Genomic DNA, 23,126 nt, shown 5'->3' with positions numbered 1-23,126 from the left:
GTGTCATGGCCAGTGCAGATCACGGAAGAAACGAACATGTTGGCCTTGATAGCGCGCGGGCCCGGGTACGGATGAAAGTTCCGTCCGTTGCCGAGAGGGTCGCCGAAGAACTGCGCTACCAGCTGGCTGAAGGTTTCCTTGTCCCGGGCGCCAAGCTGACGGAAGCCACCATTGCTGAGGACCTGGGCGTCTCCCGGAACACGGTCCGCGAAGCATTCGCCGAACTGGCCGGGGAGCGGTTACTTCTCCGCCAGCCCAATAAGGGCGTTTTTGTAGCCACCCTCGAAGCAGGCGACATCCACGACGTTTACACGGTTCGCCGCGCCATAGAGGTCAGTTCTATCCGAGCGGGTGGGTCCCCGGAGCGCATTGCCGCCGTCAGGGCCGCCGTCGAAGAAGGTAAGCGCGCGGCTGCAGCCAACGACAACGAGGGCCTGGGCAGCGCCAACCAGCATTTCCACGGGGCCATCGTCGCCTTGGCCGAGAGCAACCGGTTGAACACGATCATGGCGCAGATCCTGGCCGAAATGCGCCTCTACTTCCACAAGGCCACCATGAACGCCCACTTCTACAGCGATTGGCTGAAGGAAAATGAGCAGATCTGCTCAGCATTGGAAGCGGGCGAGCTGGAGCGTGCCGGGGACCTTCTCCTGGCCTACCTCAACCGTTCAGAGCAGCAACAAAGCGCCATCCACGGCGAGTAGTCAGCGTTTGCCCTTCTTGCGTGAACCCTTGCCGCGACCTTTGTCCGGGTTCGGGGCGTAGCGCTGCGCAACCGCGGGCTTCTTGGGGCCACCGCCACGACGATCAGGCTTGGGCTCCTTCTTGGGCTTTTCCTGCTGAGCCGAGGGTTGGCGCGAACTCTGGGCTGTCCGCCCGCGCACTATTCCTATGAACTCTTCGATCACCGGGCTGTCGGTTCCAACCAGCCAGGCCAGGCCGATCTGCGTCCCCGGAGCCCCTGTCAGACGACGCATGACCGTGTCCTTGACGTTCAGGTGCCGCGCAACGGACATCGGCAGGATCGCCAACCCGGCGCCGGATGCGACCACTTGGAGGGCCATGTCCGGCCCGCCCATTTCGTCAATATCCAGGAAGTTCTCCTCGGCGAGGTCGTCCAGTGCAACTTCCTCAAACACCGAAATCTCGTGTCCTTTGGGAGCGACCACCACGGGCTGCTCTTCATACAAAGGGATAACGTTCAGGCCTTCGCGGTCCACGGGCAACCGAACGAAGCTAAGGTCAGCGGAACCGTCACGCAACACCGAAACCTGAGCGGCGTCGTCGGACATGAATGAGTGCAACGGAAAGTTGGGCATCCGTTCTTCCCACCGCCGGATCCATTTCCCAGGAGTCACACCGGCAACATAGGCGAAGCGGAGGCCGGCAAGGGGTTCGGTTGTTTCGGCGGAATCTTCAGCGTCTGGCACACACTCACAGTACCGGCCAGATACCCTTGAAGCATGACGTCCTCGAACTCCCAGTCCATGAAGCCGGCAACAGTTGCCAAGAAACTCGGCATCTACCTGCCCGCAACACCCCAGGAGTTCCAGGATTCGTCCATCTCCCGCGAGGAATTCGCCGAACTTCAGGCCAACCCGCCGGAGTGGCTCGCCGAACTGCGCCGCAACGGCCCCCACCCGCGCCCGGTAGTCGCGCACAAGCTCAACATCTCCATCAGCGGCCTCGCCCGCGGCGGCGTAGAGGATGCGCTCACGACGGCGGAAATCACCGAGCTGCTGCAGGCACCGCCGCAGTGGCTGGTCACCGAACGCGCCACACACGCTGCTGTCCGCTCCGAAGCGCAGCGCGTCAAGGACGAAGCTGCCAAGAAGGCCGCCACCAAGGAAGCAAGGGACAACGCTGCCGCAAAGCGTGATGCTCCGAAGACCTCCAAGCGCGATCACGCGTAGTTTTCACGAGCTGTGGCCGGGACCTGCGTCCCGGCCACAGTTGTTTAAGGCCGGGTGCCTAAGCCGGGCTAGTCCTGGTGCAGCTGGATGAAGTTGCCACAGCCGTCGTCGAAGACTGCGCTGACGCCTGAAGGATCCTCGGAGGGTTCACCTTGGAACGTCACACCCGCGGCAAGCAAACGCTCGTACTCGGCCTGGACATCGGGTACGCCGAAGGTGATCGCGGCCAGGCCGGACTCGTGCAGGGCGTTCATGTAATTCGAGGCGATGGGGTTATCGCTGGGCTCCAGCAGCAGCCCTGGCGAATTGCTGTTGTCCGCGCCGGGATCCTTGATGATGAAAAGGTTGTACTCGGGCATGGCCATCAAGGTCTCGAAGCCGAGCGTCTCCGTGTAGAAGACGTGGGCTGCTGCGGGGTCCTTGACGTGGATGCTGCACATTTTCAGTCTCATGCTGCCAAGGCTACGCCCGGGGGTCCGACATCGAAGCACCTCGGGACGACGGCCACGGACAAGCCCGCGACCGTCGTCGAGACATGGTGCACCCCCTCACTGAGGACGGGCGCGATCGCGGTCAGAGTGCTTGCAGCCCGCGAAGGGGCATACTCTTGAGGCGTGAGCATCAAGGAGTAAGCCCTTGAATCGCACCAAAGAGCGCATCGCGCTGAACAAAGACCCGATTGCAGTCGGGTCTTTTGTTTGTTAACAATGCGGCAGGCTCTTGCCCACTGGCACAGAGTCTACCGAGAGTTGGCTATCCGTTTTTCAAGGCACTCCCATTGCCCCTCGCGCCCAAGCAGACACTGCCGCATACTGAATTCAAAGCAGCGAATTCGCCTGGAGGTGGTCCGATGCCCGCCATGATGCTCCTGTGGGGTGTAGCTCTGGTTCTTGCAACCGCAGCAACCACGTATGTCCTGCACAGGAAACTGACACACGGCCGCGGCCAGGAGCCGGACGGGCTCTTTTGGGACGTGTTCGGCGGGCTCGTTGTCGTAGCGCCCGCCATTCTGGTCCCTGCCGTGCAATGGGCACCGGCCGGGCTCATCATGGTTTTGGTCGGCATCGCCACTGCGGCAGGAACGCTGTTAAGCATCCGCAAAGTGGAGCGCATCCACGCAGCTGAGCCCCGCCGTCGTGCTGGTTTCCCGGACGACGCAGCCCGCCACGAAAGGATCCTGGAGCAGTGGCGCCAGTACGAGCTCGATCCTGCGCGGACCATCGATTTTCCGGCCATGACCGACGTCAGGACTGCCGAAACAGCGGCTCTTACGCGGGCCATGCGCGAGGCGGATTACTGCAAGGTGACAGCAGGAACTGACTACCGTGCCGCCGTCGAGCGACTCGCGGAAGCCCTCACGGCAGCCGAACGGGCAGCGGGCGTCCCAACGGCCGCCCTCCCTGCGCCCAGATGACACTTAATGACCATCCCAGCGAGCAACATTGGTATTAAATGCCACCTCGGCGGGAGGTCGGGAGAAAACTACAGAACCTTGCCCTTGAAAAACTCAGGACGCAGGCGATACATCACCAACATGACCACCACGCCGAGCAGGATCACGCCCATTCCCAGCACGAACACCAGGCCCACACCGCCAACGGACGAGCCCGAGCCATACTCCGGGTCCATCGAGTCCATGGCGGTCTTCACGAACATGACCAGCAGGATCACGCCGCCCAACAAAGGTGCCAGGAACTTGAAGAAGAACGGACGGACGCCACTAAACGCTGATGCCCGGAAGAACCAGACGCAGGCCAGGGCGGTGATGCCGTAGTAGAAGCAGATCATCATTCCCAAGGCGGTGATGGTGTCCCACAGCGCGTTCTCCGACACGGTCCGGGTGATCACGTAGAAACCGGCGGCAGCGATCGCAGCCGCGATGGTCGCGAAGCTGGGCGACTTGTAGGTGGGGCTAATACGGCCAAAGCGCGGCGAGATGGCGCGGTAGTGACCCATGGCCAGCATGGTGCGCGCCGGTGAAACGAACGTCGACTGCAGGGACGCCGCCGAGCTGCTCAGGATGGCGAGCGACATGAGGATGGCGAACGGACCCATCACGGGACCGGCAAGCACGGCGAAGATACTGGACTGGTTCTCCGGGTTGCCGGCACCCAATCCGGTCTCCCCCACGCCCGCGAAGGAGAGCGTAGCCAGTGCAATGGTCATGTAGATGATCACGATGACCAGCACAGTGATGGTCGCTGCCCGGCCCGGGGTCTTCTCGGGATTCTTCGTCTCCTCGTTCATTGTGAGGGTGACGTCCCACCCCCAGTAAATGAAGATCGAGAGTGACACACCCGCGGCGAACGAGGAGAAGGAGTCCACGGCAAACGGGTTGAACCAGTCGGGCGAAATTGCGGTCGCGTCGAAGGCCGTCCCGTTGGATACGTGCACAAACGCTGAGACGGCGAACCAGCCGAGGACCAGCAGTTGGAAGGCCACCAGCACGTACTGGACGCCTTTGGTGGTCTCCATGCCGCGGTAGGAAATCCAGCACGCCAAGGCAATGAACACCAGCGTGGTGGCGATGTTCAGCGGCAGGATCTTGCTGAGCTCCCCTAGTTCCGGGTTACTGAAAATCTGCGCGAGCATCAGGTAGAAGAAGTCCACGGCGACGGCGGCGAGGTTGGATAGCACGATGATGGTTGCCGCGATCAGCCCCCAGCCACCCATCCAGCCGATCCATGGACCAAAGGCGCGCGTCGCCCACGTAAAGGAGGTGCCGGCGTCGGGCATTGCATTGTTCAGTTCGCGGTACCCGAGCGCTACCAGCAGCATGGGGATGAAGCCCACCAGGAAGATGGCCGGCAGATGGACGCCAACCTCGGACACGGTGGGGCCCAAGGCAGCTGTAAGCGTGTAAGCGGGTGCGATGCAGGAAACACCAATCACGACGGCGCCGATCAGGCCCACCGATCCGGCTTTCAGCCCCTTTTCACTCAGGGATGGTGTTTCTTTCGACTGGACCGTCTTTGGTGCAGTTGACATGGGTTTTGCCTCTCAGGCGATTGCTAGGAGCTTTGTCGCGTGTAGTCGCGGGGGACCACGATCATGGGGACGGGGAGGGCACGCAGGATCCGGTTGGCGGTGCTGCCAAGGAATGTGGCCCGGTGCTGGGCCAGGCGGCTGGAGCCGATCAACAGGATTTCGCCGTCTTCCCAGTCGAGTCGGTCAACGGCTTCTTCGATGGTGCGGCCCTGCGCGACGACGATCTCAGGTTCCGGCGTCTCCACAGCAGAACCTCCGACGGCGGCAAGCCGCTCTGCGGCATGCGTCCAGGCCGCGTCGGCCAACCCAGGCGAGTTACCGCCGTCGAGCGCCAACAGCGAGACGAGCCGCAACGGAAGGCCACGGTCGCGCGCGGACTCGACCGCGACGTCGAGCAGTTCATCAGCGCCCGGACGCGTCCCAAAACCGCAACTCAAACGGGTGATCGGCTCCGTCCGCTGGTAACCGTGGGGGGCCAAAACGACCGGAACCGGCGAAGAATGGAGCAGCGAACCCGCAACGGAGCCGATGGTGAACCGCTTGAACAGGCCACCGTTGGTTGCGCCGATGACCAGGGCCGCGGCGTCCATCTCCACGGCAGCGTCGATCAACGCCTGCGCTTCGGAGTCGCCGCGCCTGATGTGGGCACGGGCGGTGACGTCGGCTGGAACCAGCGCAAGGCCTTCGTCCAACCAGCGCTGCGCCTGCTCGTTGAGGATGTCGTTGTAGCCGGCCTCAGGCGGGTAGACCGCATTGAACGGGGAATCTTGCGGGATCACCAGGACCAGGTCCAGGCTGACATCGTGGTTCCTGGCCAGCGCAACGGCAAGGTGAACGGCGTCGTGCCCCCTCGCGTTGGCGCTATAACCCACTACGTAGCGCATGGTGGTCCCTTTCTCGTCTTAAACAGTGGAGCCGGCAGGCCGGGGATGGTGCTCCCCCAGCCTGCCGGTTTAGTGCTGTATGCCTTAGGCGACAGGCACCGCGGCGAGCCTGTTGGCCTCGACGATGCGGGCGGCCGTTGCCTGGCCCATGCGGACGGCGCCATCCACGTGCTGGTAGCCCTCGGCTGCCAAGTCGGATGAGGACCAGTAAATCGGTCCGACGTTCGCGTGCTGGTCTTTGCCGTAGCGGTGCAGGCCACCGAGGTCGTAGCTGGAGGCGTACGCGCCGCGGGTCCACTCTTCGGAGCCCCAGTCGGACTCGTAGTAGACCTCGGGGGTGAGCGCCTTGTCGCCGAGGAAGCCGGCGATGGACTCGAGGATGGCCTTCTTGCGGTCTTCGGCGCTGAGCTCGAACACGGCGTCAGCCTTTTCGTCGGACACGAAGCCCACCAGGGTGCCGCGGGTGTCGCCGTGGTTGGTGTTGTCGTAGACCTCCTGGACCAGCGCGCCTGCGCTGAAGCCCGTGCCGGATAGCCCTTCTTCGCGCCAGAACGGTGTGTCGTACACGGCGTGGACCTTGATGACCAGGCCCAGCGACTGGTGCTGGTGCATCTGGTGCTGGCGGCGCGGCAGCGGCGGCTCAAACGAGACGCGGGAGTACAGATTCGGCGGCACTGCCATGATCACGAACCGCGCATTGACGGTTGCTTGCTCAGACACGACAGTCACGTTGTTGTCGTCCCACTTGATGGTGCGAACCGGGCTGTTAAGTACGACGTCGTCACCCAGCTCTGCTGCCTGCAGCAGCGAGACCTGCTGCATGCCGCCGATGACGCGCTTGTCCAGGATGAAGTCTTCGTCCGTCAGGTGGCTGAAGGACCCGGCTGAGGCTGCCATGAGAACTGCCTGCAGTGCGGAGAAAGCGTGAGCCGGCTTGGTCAGCATGCCACCGGCGATGAAGAGGCCGATGTTGTTGCAGGCTTCCTCGTCGTTGGAGTTCTGGCGGAGCCAGTGGTGGAAGGAGATGGTGTCCAGCTCGCGTGCCTTGGGGTGTGCCCAGGGCTCGGTGGGACCGATCTCGGCGGCGAGGCCGTCCAAAATGGCAACAAGCTTGTCCATCTCGGCCTTGGTGGTTTCGTTCACGGGGAACGTGTCACCGGTGTACTGGGTGCGCTTGCCGTCTTCGCCGATGTAGACGGATTCACCGTCGCGGTAGCGCGAGTACATTTTCAGGCCGAGCTCGTCCAGCAGTTCCATGAGCACTGTCTGGTCGGGGGAAACCCACTGGCCGCCGATCTCCAGCATGGCGCCGTCGATGGTGTCGGTCCAGGTGCGGCCGCCCACCCGGTCGCGTGCTTCGAGCACGGCAACGCTGAGTCCGGCCTTCTTCAATTCACGTGCCGCCGTCAGCCCTGACGGTCCGGCACCGACGATCACAACGTCGCGGTCAAGATTCTGCATGATGTCCTCTCCGTGGCCGTCCGTGGTGGCTGACCAATAAATGAATGACGTTCATTTAGTTCCATACTAGCGTTGGAGTCGGCCGCTGTGAAGCCCCGGTGGAATAATGCTGGGGACACAGGCAGCAGAAAGGCCTCCGATGCCCGCACCGACTCCCGCTCCTTCCGCCCTCCCGGCCGGCTCTGTGCGCCGCCGCGCCGGTCGACCGACGGCGGCGGTCCTGGACCAAAACGGGATTACGACGGCCGCGCTTGAGTTGATCAGCAGCAAGGGTTACAACGGGCTCACTATGGCCGCCTTGGCACGCTCCCTTGGCGTCGCGCCGTCTGCGCTGTACAACCACGTGGGCTCCAAGGACGACGTATTACTGCTGGTGGAAGACCATTTGGCGGCGATGGTGGATGTCTCCGCTTTTGGCTCGGAACCATGGGATGTGGCAGTGCGTCGTTGGGCATGGTCCTACCGCGACGTATTCTCGGAACATACGCCGCTGATACCCGTGATTGCAGTGCTTCCCGTGGCAAATGCCCCCAAAACCCTGGCGATGTACGAGGCCGTGACTGCGGGCTTCCGCGATGCCGGGTTCCCTGAAGAGAAGATCATCTCGGCGATTGTGGCTTTGGAGGCGTTCGTTTTCGGTGCCGCTTATGACGTCACCGCGCCGGAGGACATCTTCGACGCCGGCAGCCTCGCCGAGCAGGTCCCCAACTTCACCGCCGCCGTGGACCGGCTGGCTGCCGAGGAGCACGCTCGGCCGACCGACGTCGCATTCAACCTGGGACTTGAGGCTCTGATTACGGGGTTCGGGGCGCTGCGGGAAGCCGTTTCTGACTGACGCGGGGGTACTCAGCCGTCCAGAGGGCTGACGCGAATGCTTATGACTGATGGATCCGGGAACTCATAGGCGATGTCGTAGGTGACCGCCAAGCCGGTGGACGTGCCGGGACCCAGGCTGTGATTGAACAGATCGACTGAGCTGCTGGTCTTGTTGACGTTTTGGAGCCAATATTCTGCGTCGTCGGCGTCCAACCCATAACGGGAAACCGCGTCACGAACGTCCTTTTCCAGGTCCTCCCATGTGTCGAACCGATGGTAAAAAGTGACCTCCTTAAAGTCTGAACGCGCGGGGTCCGTTACAAATTTGAGGGTGTCAGAGCTTCCAGTAACGGTTCCTTTGGGACCGGCGATGTCGATCTGAATCTCGCGGTCGTCCTGAGCAAAGATCAGGGGGCCTTTCGCAGCGTCCGCAGGTAGACCCACGGCCTCCTTTTCGAGTTTCCCCTTTGTCATATCCAGCTTCGCTGTCCCCTGTGACGTAATACGTTCGGCCCCATCGGACGTCAGGATGTCGAATTCGACGGCATCCGGTGCGGTCGTTTGATTGCCGGAGACGGCCCCCGAGCAGGCGGCCAGGGCAAGGGATAGCGCGAGAGCACCAATGGCTGCTTTCAGGCTCTTCCGGGCCTTGCCCGGGATAGCTTTCCTATTCAAGGGACGCCTGCCCCACAAATCCTCGTGATAGCCGGCCATTCTTTGTCCTGTTTTTCGTTCTGACACACAGGGAGTCTACGAGCACGGGCGCAGATCGCGCGCAACGTGAACCGCACACTGCGGGTCTTTTAGCGGACGACCCTCTTGTAGTACAAGTTTTAAACTTATATCCTAAGTGGCAGGCAAGGATGCCGTCCCCATTAGGAGAACCATGAGCACCGTAGATCTCATTCGTCACGTCAAGCTATCCACCGCAAGGTTGCCCCTCACTGTGCCCATCAGCGATGCCAAAGTCTTCACCGGCCGCCAAAAGCCCATGACCGAAGTGGTGTTCCTGTTCGCCGAGATCACCACGGAACAGGGCCATAGCGGCCTCGGATTCAGTTACTCCAAGCGCGCAGGCGGCCCGGCACAATATGCCCACGCCAAGGAGGTCGCAGAGGGCATCATCGGCGAGGACCCCAACGACATTGGAAAGATCTACACCAAGCTTCTTTGGGCCGGCGCCTCCGTGGGGCGGTCCGGTGTAGCAACGCAAGCCCTGGCCGCAATAGACATTGCGCTCTACGACCTCAAGGCGAAGCGCGCCGGGCTCCCCCTTGCCAAGCTCCTGGGCTCTTACCGCGACTCGGTCCAGACTTACAACACGTCCGGCGGCTTCCTCAACGCCACCTTGGATGAGGTCAAGGAACGCGCCACTCGGTCCATCGACGAGGGGATTGGCGGAATCAAGATCAAGGTCGGCCTGCCGGACTCCAAGGAAGATCTCCGCCGCGTCGCCGGAGTTCGCGAGCACATCGGCTGGGACGTCCCGCTCATGGTGGACGCGAATCAGCAATGGGACCGCGCCACCGCCTTGCGCATGGGCCGCCAACTCGAAGAATTCAATCTCATCTGGATCGAAGAACCACTGGACGCGTATGACTTCGAAGGCCACGCGCACCTTGCACAGGTCTTGGACACACCCATCGCAACCGGTGAAATGCTGGCGTCCGTCGCGGAGCACAAGGGCCTCATCAATGCGAACAGCTGCGACATCATCCAGCCCGATGCTCCCCGCGTTGGCGGCATCACCCAGTTCCTGCGCCTCGCGGCGTTGGCTGATGAAAGAGGGCTGGGCCTCGCCCCGCACTTTGCCATGGAAATCCACCTGCACTTGGCTGCTGCCTACCCGCGTGAGCCTTGGGTGGAGCACTTCGACTGGCTTGACCCGCTGTTCGAGGAGCGGCTGGAAACCAAGAATGGCCGCATGATCGTTCCGGACCGCCCTGGATTGGGTGTTACCTTGAGCGCACAGGCGCGGGCATGGACCACCGAATCAGTGGAATTCGGCGCGTAATCTTGAACCCATGAGCCGAAACCTGACCGCGGATCTCGCCGCCGACCTTCGCAACCGCATCGTCGACGGCGTCATCCAGCCAGGTGAGAAGCTCCCCAGCGAAAACACCCTCATCAGTGAGTTCGGGGTGAGCCGGACCGTTGTCCGTTCCGCCCTCACCCGTTTGCAGGCCGAGGGGCTTGTGGAAACCGAACGTGGGCGGGGCAGCTTCGCGCTGACCCCGCCCGCGGACGGACCCACGCCTGCACCAGGAACGCGGGCCGTTGGCAGCATGGAAGAGCGGCTGCAGATGCTCGACTTCCGGATCGGCGTCGAGACAGAAGCCGCAGCACTTGCCGCCCGGAACCACACAGAACACCAGCTGAAGGCTACGCACGGCGCCTTGGAGCAGTTCGTTGCGAGCTCAGGCCACCCGGCCCATTCAATGAAGGCCGATTTCGAGTTCCACCGGGCAGTCGCGGCGGCCACCGGCAACCCCTTCTATACGGACTGCATCTCCGCCCTGGGCCAAACCATGATCACCATGCCCCGCCCACGCCTCGTTTCAGGCGATGAGCAAGATTCCCGTAGACGCTTCGAGCAAGTGGTCCACGAACACTCCTCTATATATGCAGCCATCGCGGAGGGCGACCCAGTAGCTGCCGCGGCCGCCATGCGCCTGCACCTGAGCAATTCACGACGCCGGTTCACAGGTTCCGCAGGCAACTGACCTTCCGCCCGCCCGGGACCCGCTTGGTCACCCAGTCCCTGGCTTGTTCGAATCCCCCGCCCTACCACGGTGAGCGGAGCGAACAAGGGCGGGAGTCGCGCCCAAGACAGCAAAAGAGCCCCGGTCCTAAGACCGGGGCTCTTTCAATTGCGTGCGCGAGGGGGGATTTGAACCCCCACACCCTTTCGGATACTGGCACCTGAAGCCAGCGCGTCTGCCGTTCCGCCACTCGCGCGCAACTTCTTTTTCCGGAATCTGGCTGGTCTCCCAGCTTCGTTTCCTTCAAAAGCAGCGAGATCAAGCATAACGGACATCCTGAGCAAAACACCAATCGGCCGGGAGGCAGAGCCCCTGTCGAGCCTGGCAGAACCCCAACAACAGCTGAATCGAACGAAAATTTCAATCCCCGCCTCCCGCGCCAACAAGGGCCGGGAACGAACTTTTCCGGGTCGCAAGGCGTTGTGGATTAAGGCCATTCCCAGTCAGTCCCAGTAGTATCGGGAAGTGGAAGGGCCGTCAGGCGCATACTTCGCCGTGTGCGCAGACGGAGGAATGGACGGACTATCGGACCAGGCACAACGGGTGCCGCGGCAAGGAAAGGAGAAGGACATGGGTTTGCTGGACAAAGTCGAGCGCGGCATTGAAAAGGCCGTCCGCAACGTCTTCTCCACGGGGTCGCGGGCACGTGTTGAACCAGTGGAGATTGCAAGCAAGCTGAGGCGCGAGTTGGACAACAAGTCCATCACCATCGCAGCCGGGCGGACGCTCGCTCCCAATGTTTTCGACGTCCTGCTCAGCGATGAAGACTTCGCCCGGGCACAGGAATGGGGAACACCCCTCGCCGAGGAACTATGCGACGTCGTTATCCAGCACGTCCGCAGCCAGGGCTACACGCTCCAAGGCGCTGTCCGTATCTCGTTCCGTCGCAGTGACGAAGAACGCGCAGGACATTTCGAAATAAACTCCCGGACCGAGAAATCGTCCGATGACGCTGCTCCTGCTCCACAAGCTCCACGTGCCCATGTTCCTGCTGCCCCGGCACGGCAACCCACCCGCCTCCAGCCCGTGCTGGACATTGGTGGCCAGCGGTATTCCCTCAACGCCCACTCCGTGGTGCTGGGCCGCTCATCCGAGGCCGACATCCTTGTAGATGACACAGGCGTTTCACGGAAACACCTCGAGGTCCGCACGGAGAACGGCGGCACTTGGGCCGTTGACCTCGGCTCCACTAATGGCAGTTACGTCAACGGGCATAAAGTGAACGGCAGCGTGGAGCTGACAGACGGCTCAACCATCACGATGGGACGTACCAAGATTATTTTCCGCCTACTCCCCCAAGCCCCGGGTGGCCACGCGTGAACGACATCAGCGAACTGACCATCACAGCGCTTCGCTTCGGGTTCCTCCTTTTGTTGTGGGTCCTGATCTTCAGCATTGTGACCACCATGCGCCGCGACTTCCAGATTGGCCGCAAGGCCGTAACTGGTGTTCCCACCGCACGCGAAGTCCGGAAGCACCCTGAGCTGGCAGCTTCTCCGCCGCCGGCAATCCAGCATGCGCGCACACTGGTAGTCACGGAGGGCCCCCTCAAGGGCACCACGGTTCCCTTGGCCGCCAGCCCCATCCTGCTCGGCCGCGCACAGGAAGCCACGCTTGTCCTGGAAGATGATTACGCTTCAGGGCGGCATGCGCGCCTGTTCCCGCAGGGCAGCCGCTGGTTCATCGAAGACCTCGGATCCACCAACGGCACCTACCTGGCCGATCAACAGCTCACCCGCGCCTTGCCGGTTGAGCTTGGCGTCCCCGTGAGAATCGGCAAGACGGTCATTGAATTGAGGCCGTAGTCCATGGCCTTTTCCGAGACCCCCAAAGGCCAGGAAAAGCCTGCGGAGCGCCCGCTCATCATGCGCTACGCGGCGCGTTCCGACGTCGGACGGATCCGTTCCAAGAATGACGACTCCGCTTATGTGGGCCGCCATCTTGCAGTGGTGGCCGATGGCATGGGCGGTCACGCTGGCGGCGATGTCGCTTCCGCCTCAACGGTCTTGGACATGATCCACCTTGATCATGACGATTACCCGGAGGGCGCGGACACCGTCCTGGCTGACGAGATCCAGACCGCAAATTCCCTGCTCTCCGAGCTTGTCCACCAGAATCCCAAGCTCTCGGGCATGGGCACCACGGTCACGGCGCTGCTCTTGGAGGGACGCAAGCTCCACTTTGCCCACATTGGCGATTCCCGTGCCTACCGGTTGCGCAACAAGAAGTTTGAGCAGGTCAGCATTGACCACACCTTCGTGCAGCGCCTCATTGACGAAGGCCGCCTCCGCCCGGAGGAAGCGGAAACGCATCCGCACAAGAACGTCCTCATGCGCGTCCTGGGCGACGTCGATGCCAGCCCTGAGCTGGACTTGGATGTCCTGGACGTCGAACCGGGCGAACGCTGGCTGCTGTGCTCCGACGGGCTCAACTACGTAGCTGGCCACGTAGTGGAGCGCATGGTCCGCGAGACCAAGGACCTGCGCGAATGTGCTGAGATCCTGGTGGATCTGACGCTGGAAGCCGGCGCCCCGGACAACGTCACCGTGGTGATGCTGGAGATTGCGGAGGAGACCGACGACGACGTCAACACGGCCGCCGTCGACGTCGTTCCGGCAGCAGCGCTTGCCGCGGTTAACGAGCCCGAGGCAGTCACGGCTACCAAGTCAGCTGATGACCTGGCCGCGGACAAGGCGGAAAAGGACAGCAAGACCGAGTCCCATGCCAAAACCGCGCGGAATGCCGACGCTGGATCTTCCTTCAGCGCAGGAGATCCGGACGACAAAGAGGACGACGCTGGATCGTCAGAAGAGTCCACGGAGCCACCCACCAGCACCGACCCCCATCTTGGTGAGCATTTGTCGGCTGAAGTACTGCGCGAGGAATTGGCCAGTCGCCCCCACGAACTTGTTGGCGCTGCAGCCACGGCTGCGGAAACGGGCTCCATACCCACCGTGGCCGGCCGCACCGTCGCACGCAGGGCAGCAACGGTCCTCACGCATAAAGCAGAACAAGACCGTGTTGAGATCGAAGAGCCGGCCCGTCGCCGTGTGCGTTGGCTCATGCCTGCTGTCGCGGCCGTTGTGGTCCTGGGCGTCGTGGTGGGCCTGTGGCTTGGCTATGCCTGGACGCAGACACGTTATTACGTGGGCGAATACGACCAGCGGGTCGCTATCTTCAACGGGATCTCTCAGAGGCTCGGACCCATTCAGCTTTCCCGGCTTGAGGCCGTTACCGATATCAGGGTGGATTCATTGCCGGAATACGGCCAGCAGAGCGTACGCCAGACAGTTCCGGCGGGTGACCTCGACAGCGCACAGGGCATTGTGGAGAACCTGAGGAACACTGGCAGCGCTTCAGCCAACTGCCCGAGCACCCCCGCGGCCACAGCTTCGGGATCCGCTACGCCGACCCCGTCGGCCACTGTGCCCATACCCAGTACGGCTGCCGTTGCCAGCCCCACTCCTTCACCCGTCCCGACTCCCTGTGAGGCGGCCAAATGATGCAGACTGAGATAGCACCCAAACCCCGCCGCAATGTCGAGCTGGTTCTCATCGTCCTGGCCCTTGCCGTCGGCATTGGCGCAAGTGCGTTGGTTAGCATCAACTCGGAGGTCGGGCTGGACAGCGACTTCTGGTTCCAGTCGAGCCTCCTGGCGGTTGCAGCTTTTGCATTCCACGTGGTTCTCCGGCTCCGTGCGAAATATGCCGATCCGGTAATACTTCCGATCGTTGTAGCTCTCAACGGACTTGGGCTTGCCCTGATACACCGTATGGACGGTCCCGCGGACGATACGGGCAACAATCAGCTGCGGTGGACACTCATTGCCATGGCGGTCTCGATTGCCGTGATCTGGTTCCTCAAGGACCACCGCATCCTTCGCCGCTTTACATACATCTCCTTGGCGGCCAGCGCTTTCCTCCTGGTCCTTCCATTGATTCCGGGAATCTCCGCCGGTGAAATCCTGGGTGCGCGCGTGTGGATCCGAGTGGGTCCCATGACGTTCCAGCCCGGTGAAATCGCCAAGATCACTCTCGCCATATTCTTTGCCGGCTATCTATCCTCCAACCGGGACCTGATTCTGTTGGCTGGCCGGAAGATCGGCCCTATGCAGTTCCCCCGGTTCAAAGACCTCGGCCCCATGATCACCGCGTGGCTGGTGAGCATCGGTGTTCTCGTCTTCCAGCGTGACCTCGGATCCTCCATCCTCTTCTTCGGCCTGTTCATCGTGATGATCTACGTGGCCACCAGCCGGATCTCGTGGGTGGTCATCGGCTTGCTGCTGATTCTGGGCGGCGGCTTCATTGCCTCCCAGATCTTCTCCCACGTGGCGTTCCGCATCGACAGCTGGATCAATGCGTTCACGCCTGAGGTCTTCGGCAGGTCTCCCGGTGGTAGCGGGCAAATCGTAGAGGGCTTGTTCGGGATGGCCGACGGCGGACTGGTTGGCACCGGCCTTGGCCAGGGCAGGCCCGATCTGGTGCCCTTTGCCAACAGCGACATGATCGTTGCCCTTATCGGTGAGGAGCTTGGCCTCATTGGCCTCTTCGCCGTGGTGATGCTTTATCTGTTGCTGTTCACTCGAGGCTTCCGTGCAGCCTTGGGCACCCGGGATGCGTTCGGAAAGCTCCTGGCGTGCGGTTTGTCCTTTGCGATTGCCCTGCAGTGCTTCGTCGTCATCGGTGGAGTTACCCGGCTCATCCCATTGACCGGCCTCACGACTCCGTTCCTTGCCGCTGGTGGTTCTTCGCTTCTGGCCAACTGGATAATCGTTGGCCTGCTGCTCATGATTTCCAACACGGCCCGCGGCCCGGTGGACACCACTCCCATGGTCAACAAGCCCCCGGCAAGCAGTAGCACCCCGGGAACACGTAAACCGGCCACGGGCCAGACACCTAGCGCACCAACAGAGGCGGTGAAGCAGCAATGAACCAGGCTATTCGCAGCAGCTGGATGGCTGCCGTCGCCATGTTCGCGTTGATCTTCGGCGCCATCAGCTACGTTCAGGTCATTGGCGCTGATGACCTCAACGCCAATCCTTGGAACCAGCGCGCCGTTCTAGCGTCTTTTTGCAATGAGCGTGGCTCCATCATTGTGGGTGGAAAACCTGTAGCTGAATCAGTCACGGGAACAGAATCCTGCGCATTCCAGCGTCAGTACAACCAGCCGGAGCTTTACGCCGGCATCACCGGATACTTCTCCAAGTTCTTTGGTTCCACCGGCCTGGAGCAATCCATGGGGGAAACCCTGGCCGGAAACTCCGACCAGTTGTTCCTGGATCGCATGAGCCAGATGTTCCTGGGCAAGGAGCCCAAGGGCGCATCTGTGGAACTGACCTTGGACCCTGCCATCCAGCAACTGGCCTACGACCTCATTCCTGAGGGGCAGCGCGGTTCCATTGTGGTCACCAACCCCAAGACCGGCGCTATCCTCGCGATGGTTTCCAAGCCGTCATATAACCCCAACTTGATTGCCTCGCATGACCGCACCACGGCTGAGGCCAACTACGCTCAGCTGAACCAGATTCCGGGCATCAACCTGAACCAAAACGTCAGCGGCCCTACGGGTAACCTGCTCTCGCCCGGATCGGTCTTCAAGCTCATTGATACCGCGGCTGCGTTGAACTCGGGCAAGTACAACAAGGACAGCGAGCTGCCGAACCCCAGCAGCCTGCCCTTGCCTGGCAGCAGTGCCAGCCTCCCCAACTACGCCGGCGGTAACTGCAACGTTCGCGAAACAGCCTCCTTCGCCTTTGCCTTGGAGCAGTCGTGTAATACTCCGTTTGCCAGCATCGCACTGGACCTCGGCCAGGATGCCATCCGGGAGCAAGCGCAGAAGTTCGGCTTCGGCGAAAACTTTGGCGACCAGCTTAAGCTCCAGCAGGCCACCAGCGTCTTCCCGGAGGACCTGGACCAGGCCCAGTTGGCCCAGTCGTCGGTGGGTCAACGCGACGTGAAAGCCACACCGCTGCAGATCAACCTGATGACGGCGGCCATCGCCAACGGCGGCGTGCAGATGAAGCCCAACCTGGTTGAGGCCATCCGTGCACCCGATCTGCGCGTTATCAACGAACCCAAGCCTGAGGCGCTCCGCACCAGCACTACGCAGCCCATCGCGACCCAGATCACCGAGTGGATGACCAGCGCCGTGGATAACGGTATCGCCCGGGGCGCAGCCGTTCCCGGCGTCAAGGTGGCCGGTAAGACCGGCACGGCCGAGCTCGGTGATTCAGGTTTGAACAACTCATGGTTTACCGGGTTCGCCCCGGCAAACGACCCGCAAGTAGCCGTCACCATTGTCATGGAGAGTGTTGACGTGCAAACCGGGGCCCAGCTAACCAGTCCGAACGCAAAGAAGATTTTTGAGGCGGTGTTGAATAAGTGAGGCCTACTTCGGGAATCACACTCGGCGGCAGGTTCCAGCTGACCAGTCGCATTGCGATTGGCGGCATGGGCGAGGTCTGGAAGGCCAAGGACCAGATCCTCGGCCGGATCGTTGCCATCAAGGTGCTCAAGGAGGAATACACGGGTGACCCCGGGTTCCTTCAGCGGTTCCGTGCCGAGGCGCGTCACACCGCCCTCCTCAACCACGTGGGCATCGCCAACGTCTTCGATTACGGCGAGGAAGCCGGTTCGGCCTACCTGGTCATGGAACTCGTTCCCGGACACCCCCTGAGCGGCATCCTCGAACGGGAGCAGGTGCTCTCGCCGGACATGACGCTCTCCATCATCTCGCAGACAGCGCGTGCCCTTGCCGTTGCGCACGCACAGGGCCTCGTCCACCGCGACATCAAGCCGGGCAACCTGCTGATCACGCCCGACAACCGCGTCAAGGTCACCGACTTCGGCATTGCCAGGTTGGCTGACCAGGTGCCGCTCACACAAACCGGCCAGGTCATGGGCACCGCCCAGTATCTGGCGCCTGAGCAGGCAACCGGCCAGACCGCCACGGGTTCTTCGGACATTTATTCGCTCGGCGTCATCGGCTACGAGTGCCTCACCGGGCACCGTCCGTTCTCCGGCGAATCCCAGATTGCCATTGCCCTGGCCCAGGTGAATGACGCACCGCCGCCCCTTCCGGAGACGCTGCCCACCCCCGTGCGGGCACTGCTGATGTCCATGCTGGCCAAGGATCCGAAGAACCGTCCGGCCAACGCCATCAAGCTGGCCGAAGCCGCGGAAGCCATCCGCAACGGTGACATCGCCACCGCCCACGCCGCCGTGCCCGGCATGCTGTTGTTCGAATCCAATACCGGACCCATCACTGCGCCGGTGGACACCGCAACGGCACCCACCGGCGTCGTTACCTCGCCTTACGGCAAGGAACAGTCGACGACGGCGACGTCCGCACTGCCGGTGCTCGGCGCCGGGGCTGCAGGGGCTGCTCTTGGAGCCGCCGCCGCGTCTTCGGATAACCCCCTGACGCGTGCAAACGCGCTGGAGGCCGAACGTCAGCTCAACGACGACGAAGTGGTCTACACCGAAGAAGAGAACTTCGACGATGCTGAACCCGAGCGCAAGAAGCGCAGCCCCTGGACCTGGCCCCTTGTTGCCCTGATTCTGCTGGTCCTGTTTGCTTTGGTTGGTTTCCTGATTTCGCAGTCAGGTTTCTTCTCGCCGAGCCCCGCGCCCACCGAGTCAACCACCACGAGCTCCAGCCGGAGCGCGAGTCCTACCTCCACGTCAGCTACGCCTACGCCGCGGCCCACAGAGACCTCAGAGGCACCGCAGCCCACGCAGTCGGTTCCCCAGAAGATCAACATCATTCCCGAGCAGTACGTTGGCCAACCCTTCGAGACTGTCAGCGCGCAACTTCGGGCATTGGGCTTTGGAGTGAACGGCCAGGAGGTCTTCGACGACACAGCCGAGGCAGGAATCGTGACGACTCTCAATCCCACCGGACCTCGTGAACCTGGCGAAACCATCACCGTCACCTACTCCAAGGGCCCCGAATTGGTCGCTGTCCCCGCTATCGGAGTCGGGGTTGACGAATCGCGGATTCGCCAAGCCATCGAAGGAGCCGGTCTTTTGTGGGTTGCCGGAGAACCCGTGAACGGTGCCATCGGGCAGCAGCCGGGAACGTTCGTCCGTTCCTCACCGGCGGCTGGAACCCAGGTCCCGGCAGGCTCCACAGTCACTTATTACCTGTCCAAGGCACTGGTTCCGGTTGATCCCGGCTCGTCGAGTGCCACCCCCAGCGGCTCCGGCAGCCCGAGCGACTAAGTAAACGCCATGTCAACGTCACGTCCAGGTCCTGCGCATCGAGAGGAGAGCACACCTGTGTCCTCCCAGCGCATCCTCAATTCCCGCTATGAACTTGGCGAGCTGATCGGTCGTGGCGGCATGGCGGACGTCTACCGGGGAACGGACACCCTGCTGGGACGGACCATCGCCGTCAAGGTGCTGCGCGCGGACCTTGCGCGGGATCCCCAGTTCCAGGCCCGTTTCAAACGCGAAGCCCAGGCTGTAGCGGCGTTGAACCATCCCTCCATCGTGGCCATCTTCGATACCGGAGAATACTCGGTTCCGGGAGGTCCGGGCGAGGACGTACGTGTCCCTTACATCGTCATGGAGTACGTGGCCGGACGCACCCTGCGGGACATGATCAAGGCGAACGAGCTTGGGGTGGAGGACTCCATCGGCTTCACTTTGGGGGTCCTTGGCGCTCTTGAGTACAGCCACCGGGCCGGCATCGTCCACCGGGATATCAAACCAGCCAATGTGATGGTGTGTGCCGACACCGGCGAGGTGAAGGTCATGGACTTCGGCATCGCGCGTGCCATGGCCGATTCCGCCGCCACCATGACGCAAACACAAGCCGTGGTGGGCACAGCGCAATACCTTTCGCCGGAGCAGGCCCGTGGTGAAACGGTGGATGCGCGCAGTGACCTCTACTCGGCCGGTTGTCTTCTTTTCGAACTGCTGACAAGCCGGCCTCCGTTCATCGGCGACAGCCCCGTATCAGTTGCCTACCAGCACGTCCGCGAGACCCCGGACCTGCCCAGTGCCCACAACCCGGAAGTCACCGAAGCCCTGGACTCAGTCCTGGTAAAGGCATTGCAGAAGAGCCGGACAGATCGCTTCCAGGACGCTGCCGCCTTCCGCCGTGCGCTGCGCGCGGCCAGCAACGGCATTCCCGTGCCGGCAGTGGCGGCCAGCGAGGCCCCTACCGACCCCAACGACCTCGTGGAACCCGAAGACCCGGCAACAGAGCTTTTGAGCACCACGGCCGTGGGCTTCCTCGATGCCGGGCAGTTCAAGGACGAGCCAGTTGATCAGCCCCAGGAAGAGCCTCTTCCCTTGGGCCTCCCACCCGAACGTGAGCTGCCGGCGCGCCAGAAGTCCCGTCGTCGTGCCTGGGTTGCCACCTTGGTGATTTTCACCATTCTGGTGCTGGCAGGGGGTGGCTTCTGGCTCTACAGCCTCATGAACATGCAACCGCCGCCCCCGGCGAGAATAGCCGTACCGGTAGTGACCAACATGTCGGAAAGCCAAGCAATTCAGGAACTGTTCACGGCCAAACTGAAACCCAAGTCCGTGCGTGAGCCCAGCGACACCGTGGCCAAGGACATGACCATCGGAACGACGCCGATTGCCGGCGCAATGTTGGAACAGGATGCTGAAGTCATCCTCAAAATTTCCAGCGGTCCCAGCTCAGTGACCATCCCGGCGGACATCGTGGGGCGCACTGAACCCGACGCACGGGAAGCTTTGCGCAGGCTTGGCATCACCGGTGAAGTGGTGACCGCTTTGACCCACAGCCCCACGGTCCCCGCAGGCGTTGTGATCAGCACGGCTCCCGCCCCTGGTGGCGCCATAGCCGTGGATTCCAAGGTGGAGCTGCAGGTTTCAACGGGCAAGGTCCTCATGCCCCAGTTGATCGCGTTGCCCTTGGCTGAAGCCGAAGCGGCGCTCAAAGCCAACGGACTCACCATGGCAGTGGTGGAGCAAGAGAACTCTCAAGTTGCGGCGGGAACAGTCACAGCTCAGAGCGACGCGTTCAACACTGAGGTGGCCCAGGGCAAGGTGGTAACTGTCACGGTGGCCAAGGCCCCGGCACCACCGCCCACACCCACCCCGACGCCAACAGAGACCGAAAAACCGACCCCGACGCCGAAGCCCACGGCAACCAAGAAATAGGGGGGCTTCGGCTGTCGCCGCTGGCACCCGGAAGCGGGCGTCTAAGCGAGGAACGAGCCAGCCCGCGGAGGGTGTCAGCGGCGACAGCCCTGCCACACCTACTGCTTGATCAGCGGGCTCAGCTTCGATGCACGTGCGGCTGCTCCGGTCATGCCCAGGGACTCCAACCAGTTGCCCAGCATCTGATACCCGCCTTCGGTGAGCACCGATTCCGGGTGGAACTGGACGCCGCATAGGGGCGCGGTCTTGTGCTGCAGGCCCATCACCACTCCGTTGGTGGTCTCGGCGGTGATTTCCAAGACGTCGGGGATGGAGTCCCGTACTGCTGCGAGTGAGTGGTAGCGCGTCGCTGTCACTGGCGAGGGCAGGCCGGCAAAAACGCTCTTCCCTTCGTGCCGGACGGGCGAAGTCTTGCCGTGCATAAGCTCCGGCGCGTGAGTCACCACACCGCCATAGGCCTCGGCGAGGGCCTGGTGTCCCAGGCAAACACCGAACATGGGCTTGGCGGCCTCGCCACACCATTTGATGAGCTCAATGCAGACGCCCGCTTCTGCAGGGGTTCCCGGGCCAGGGGAGACCAGCACACCGTCGCGGCTTGCTGCGAGCTCGGTGGCCTCGGCAAGTGTCACGTCGTCGTTGCGGACCACCGTTGTCTCGGCACCGAGTTCTTGGAGGTATCCCACCAGTGTGTAGACGAAGCTGTCGTAGTTATCCACTACAAGGATTTTTGTTGTGCTCATGGCTGCTGCACTAAACCAATCGTTGAGTCGGTCAATGTGGTGAATTGGGAGAACCACGGGAAGAGGAATTCGACCATCAGTACCAGGGCTACGCCCACCAGCACCAAGGATGTCAGGATCCGCACCCACAGGGGGCCAGGCAAATGACGAAAGATCCACGCGTACATCCGTTACCCCTTTCCGTGAGCCCGGGCTACTTGGGCGGCGATTTCCGACGGCGGTCCGGCTGAGGCGGGTTGCCAATCATCCAGCATGGAGTAAGCAATGATGCGTTCCTGTGCCCCAAAGCGCGGGTTGCAACTCGTCATGGTGAGGATACTTTCCGTGGGCTGGACACCCGGTTCGGTGGGAACGGGCATCAAAACGTCCGTCCGGTCCGGGAGGACGATCTGGTTGTTACGGAAGACGTAGGTGTAGTAGCCGTCTGCGGTCTGGATGTAGATCTTGTCGCCGGGAACCAGGGTGTGGATGTTGTCCAGTACGGCACCGTGGGTTTGACGGTGTCCGGCCACAGCGAAGTTCCCGGGCGCGCCTGGCATGGAGGTGCTTCCGTAGTGTCCAAGTCCCAGGGTGTCCAGGACGTCCGAACCGGTGCCCTCAATGATGGGGCGAGTGTAGTCGGGGCCGAAGCGGGGGATGTACATAATCCCGATCATTCCGGCGTAGGCAGGTGCCGGCGCGACCACAGGCGGTCCATAATCCACAGGTGCGGCAGGTGCTGCCGGAGTTACGGGGCCGGAGAACTCCTGTGCGAAACTCTTGACCGCCTCAGTTTGCTTTGCGTCCGCTTGAACGTTGGTCCACCACAGTTCCCAACCCACAAAGAGCAGAAGAACAATGCCTGCAGTGATGAGGAGTTCGCCCAGGATCTGGCTGATTTTTCGGATGACGTCCGATGCCCGGAGACGCTTCCGCGGGCGCAGTTCCTGTCCTTGGCGGGCGGACGGCATGGCGGAAGCCGCCGTCTGCTGCTGATGCGCCACAGGGTCTCCTTGCATAGGGCGCGGGCGGCACGGGCGGACCCAGGTTGCGGCTAGACTTGACAGCTAGAACCAACCCGGAACGCCGTGTGGCCGTTAACCGCTGGAAATTTCCTTCCTGCAGGATATCAAGGCTGGCGGAACGGGGATTAACCGAACAGCCAGGAGGATCCGTGCCCGAGTCCAAGCCCCGCAAGCGGCCTGCCCGTCAGGCCCAGCAGACTTCCGCAGCGCAGCAGTACAAACCGAACCCGGTCTGGTACAAGGCTGTTATGTTCGGCCTGATGATTCTCGGCCTTATCTGGATCATCACGTTCTATATCACTGAGGGCCAGCTCCCAATCCGCGAGTGGGCCTCGTGGAACATCGTGGCAGGCTTCGGGATCGCCATCATCGGCTTCCTTATGACCACTCGCTGGCGCTCCTAGGAATTCAGCACCTCA

23 protein-coding genes and 1 tRNA gene are annotated in these 23,126 nt (G+C 62.2%); 14 read left to right on the top strand and 10 right to left on the bottom strand.

Annotation, left to right across the window (positions count from 1 at the left end):
* Positions 1–5: 5 nt before the first annotated feature.
* Positions 6–704, top strand: coding sequence for a GntR family transcriptional regulator (locus tag AC6CH8_RS11125; RefSeq protein ID WP_498190516.1), 699 nt, complete (start codon positions 6–8; stop codon positions 702–704).
* Here the strand turns inward: AC6CH8_RS11125 and AC6CH8_RS11120 are convergent, their stop codons facing one another.
* The gene (locus AC6CH8_RS11120; RefSeq protein WP_179018038.1) at positions 705–1,430 is read right to left on the bottom strand and encodes a LysR family substrate-binding domain-containing protein; all 726 of its coding nucleotides are present in this window, start codon (positions 1,428–1,430) and stop codon (positions 705–707) included.
* A 33-nt stretch (positions 1,431–1,463) separates the two neighbouring features.
* Between AC6CH8_RS11120 and AC6CH8_RS11115 the strand changes: the two genes are divergently transcribed.
* Positions 1,464–1,913 carry a DUF5997 family protein gene (locus AC6CH8_RS11115; RefSeq protein WP_062072297.1) on the top strand — a complete coding sequence of 150 codons (450 nt, stop codon included), beginning with the start codon at positions 1,464–1,466 and terminating at the stop codon, positions 1,911–1,913.
* A 68-nt stretch (positions 1,914–1,981) separates the two neighbouring features.
* On the opposite strand, the gene AC6CH8_RS11110 is transcribed toward AC6CH8_RS11115, so the two are convergent.
* Complete coding sequence (locus tag AC6CH8_RS11110; protein ID WP_420179558.1) at positions 1,982–2,365, bottom strand: VOC family protein; 384 nt, start codon at positions 2,363–2,365, stop codon at positions 1,982–1,984.
* A 398-nt stretch (positions 2,366–2,763) separates the two neighbouring features.
* Here AC6CH8_RS11110 and AC6CH8_RS11105 point away from each other — a divergent pair, with 398 nt between their 5' ends.
* Positions 2,764–3,327, top strand: a complete 564-nt coding sequence (locus AC6CH8_RS11105; RefSeq protein ID WP_498190514.1) for a hypothetical protein — start codon at positions 2,764–2,766, stop codon at positions 3,325–3,327.
* A gap of 68 nt (positions 3,328–3,395) precedes the next feature.
* Here the strand turns inward: AC6CH8_RS11105 and AC6CH8_RS11100 are convergent, their stop codons facing one another.
* From AC6CH8_RS11100 to AC6CH8_RS11090, 3 genes are all read right to left on the bottom strand, one after another.
* Positions 3,396–4,901, bottom strand: a complete 1,506-nt coding sequence (locus tag AC6CH8_RS11100; protein ID WP_091464338.1) for an APC family permease — start codon at positions 4,899–4,901, stop codon at positions 3,396–3,398.
* 23 nt (positions 4,902–4,924) lie between these two features.
* On the bottom strand, positions 4,925–5,785 hold the full coding sequence (locus tag AC6CH8_RS11095; RefSeq protein WP_498190512.1) for a universal stress protein: 861 nt from the start codon (positions 5,783–5,785) through the stop codon (positions 4,925–4,927).
* Between the two features lie 84 nt (positions 5,786–5,869).
* The gene (locus tag AC6CH8_RS11090) at positions 5,870–7,288 is read right to left on the bottom strand and encodes a flavin monoamine oxidase family protein (protein ID WP_279586729.1); all 1,419 of its coding nucleotides are present in this window, start codon (positions 7,286–7,288) and stop codon (positions 5,870–5,872) included.
* Positions 7,289–7,352: 64 nt separating this feature from the next.
* Here AC6CH8_RS11090 and AC6CH8_RS11085 point away from each other — a divergent pair, with 64 nt between their 5' ends.
* Entirely contained in the window at positions 7,353–8,081 is a 729-nt protein-coding gene (locus tag AC6CH8_RS11085; RefSeq protein ID WP_498190510.1) for a TetR/AcrR family transcriptional regulator, read from the top strand.
* 11 nt (positions 8,082–8,092) lie between these two features.
* Here AC6CH8_RS11085 and AC6CH8_RS11080 read toward each other — a convergent pair whose 3' ends face one another.
* The gene (locus AC6CH8_RS11080; protein WP_498190509.1) at positions 8,093–8,776 is read right to left on the bottom strand and encodes a hypothetical protein; all 684 of its coding nucleotides are present in this window, start codon (positions 8,774–8,776) and stop codon (positions 8,093–8,095) included.
* A gap of 172 nt (positions 8,777–8,948) precedes the next feature.
* On the opposite strand from AC6CH8_RS11080, the gene AC6CH8_RS11075 reads away from it, so the two are divergent.
* Both AC6CH8_RS11075 and AC6CH8_RS11070 read left to right on the top strand, forming a co-directional pair.
* Positions 8,949–10,076 carry an L-talarate/galactarate dehydratase gene (locus tag AC6CH8_RS11075; protein ID WP_498190507.1) on the top strand — a complete coding sequence of 376 codons (1,128 nt, stop codon included), beginning with the start codon at positions 8,949–8,951 and terminating at the stop codon, positions 10,074–10,076.
* A gap of 10 nt (positions 10,077–10,086) precedes the next feature.
* Positions 10,087–10,785, top strand: coding sequence for a FadR/GntR family transcriptional regulator (locus AC6CH8_RS11070; protein ID WP_091464322.1), 699 nt, complete (start codon positions 10,087–10,089; stop codon positions 10,783–10,785).
* A 152-nt stretch (positions 10,786–10,937) separates the two neighbouring features.
* Here the strand turns inward: AC6CH8_RS11070 and AC6CH8_RS11065 are convergent.
* Positions 10,938–11,020 (bottom strand) — tRNA-Leu (locus AC6CH8_RS11065).
* 374 nt (positions 11,021–11,394) lie between these two features.
* Here AC6CH8_RS11065 and AC6CH8_RS11060 point away from each other — a divergent pair.
* From AC6CH8_RS11060 to pknB, 7 genes are read left to right on the top strand one after another with little or no spacing between them, the layout of a single operon-like run.
* A complete protein-coding gene (locus AC6CH8_RS11060; RefSeq protein WP_420179551.1) occupies positions 11,395–12,144 on the top strand; it encodes an FHA domain-containing protein in 750 nt (249 codons plus the stop codon).
* 5 nt (positions 12,145–12,149) lie between these two features.
* Positions 12,150–12,629: an FHA domain-containing protein FhaB/FipA gene (locus AC6CH8_RS11055; RefSeq protein ID WP_024818875.1), complete on the top strand. Its 480-nt coding sequence runs from the start codon at positions 12,150–12,152 to the stop codon at positions 12,627–12,629.
* Positions 12,630–12,632: 3 nt separating this feature from the next.
* Complete coding sequence (locus tag AC6CH8_RS11050; protein ID WP_498190504.1) at positions 12,633–14,327, top strand: PP2C family protein-serine/threonine phosphatase; 1,695 nt, start codon at positions 12,633–12,635, stop codon at positions 14,325–14,327.
* The gene (locus tag AC6CH8_RS11045) at positions 14,324–15,754 is read left to right on the top strand and encodes an FtsW/RodA/SpoVE family cell cycle protein (protein WP_178994682.1); all 1,431 of its coding nucleotides are present in this window, start codon (positions 14,324–14,326) and stop codon (positions 15,752–15,754) included. The genes AC6CH8_RS11050 and AC6CH8_RS11045 overlap by 4 nt, the downstream gene beginning before the upstream one ends.
* Entirely contained in the window at positions 15,751–17,208 is a 1,458-nt protein-coding gene (locus tag AC6CH8_RS11040; protein ID WP_498190502.1) for a penicillin-binding transpeptidase domain-containing protein, read from the top strand. The genes AC6CH8_RS11045 and AC6CH8_RS11040 overlap by 4 nt, the downstream gene beginning before the upstream one ends.
* Complete coding sequence (locus tag AC6CH8_RS11035) at positions 17,205–19,046, top strand: protein kinase domain-containing protein (protein ID WP_498190500.1); 1,842 nt, start codon at positions 17,205–17,207, stop codon at positions 19,044–19,046. The genes AC6CH8_RS11040 and AC6CH8_RS11035 overlap by 4 nt, the downstream gene beginning before the upstream one ends.
* 9 nt (positions 19,047–19,055) lie before the next feature.
* Positions 19,056–20,963, top strand: a complete 1,908-nt coding sequence (gene pknB / locus AC6CH8_RS11030) for a Stk1 family PASTA domain-containing Ser/Thr kinase (RefSeq protein ID WP_498190498.1) — start codon at positions 19,056–19,058, stop codon at positions 20,961–20,963.
* Positions 20,964–21,061: 98 nt separating this feature from the next.
* Here the strand turns inward: pknB and AC6CH8_RS11025 are convergent, their stop codons facing one another.
* From AC6CH8_RS11025 to AC6CH8_RS11015, 3 genes are read right to left on the bottom strand one after another with little or no spacing between them, the layout of a single operon-like run.
* Positions 21,062–21,703: an aminodeoxychorismate/anthranilate synthase component II gene (locus AC6CH8_RS11025; protein ID WP_054808446.1), complete on the bottom strand. Its 642-nt coding sequence runs from the start codon at positions 21,701–21,703 to the stop codon at positions 21,062–21,064.
* Positions 21,700–21,870, bottom strand: a complete 171-nt coding sequence (locus AC6CH8_RS11020; RefSeq protein ID WP_178994679.1) for a hypothetical protein — start codon at positions 21,868–21,870, stop codon at positions 21,700–21,702. Before AC6CH8_RS11020 ends, AC6CH8_RS11025 begins: the two co-directional genes overlap by 4 nt.
* Before the next feature lie 3 nt (positions 21,871–21,873).
* Positions 21,874–22,701 (bottom strand): class E sortase, encoded by an 828-nt coding sequence (locus tag AC6CH8_RS11015; protein ID WP_420179545.1) that lies wholly within the window; start codon positions 22,699–22,701, stop codon positions 21,874–21,876.
* Between the two features lie 155 nt (positions 22,702–22,856).
* Here AC6CH8_RS11015 and AC6CH8_RS11010 point away from each other — a divergent pair, with 155 nt between their 5' ends.
* Positions 22,857–23,111 (top strand): cell division protein CrgA, encoded by a 255-nt coding sequence (locus AC6CH8_RS11010; protein WP_017199768.1) that lies wholly within the window; start codon positions 22,857–22,859, stop codon positions 23,109–23,111.
* The last annotated feature ends 15 nt before the right edge of the window (positions 23,112–23,126 follow it).

Source organism: Paenarthrobacter sp. GQ52 (genome assembly GCF_059759005.1).
Note: the sequence above shows the minus strand (reverse complement) of the source record. Positions and strands in the feature narration are given on the sequence as shown.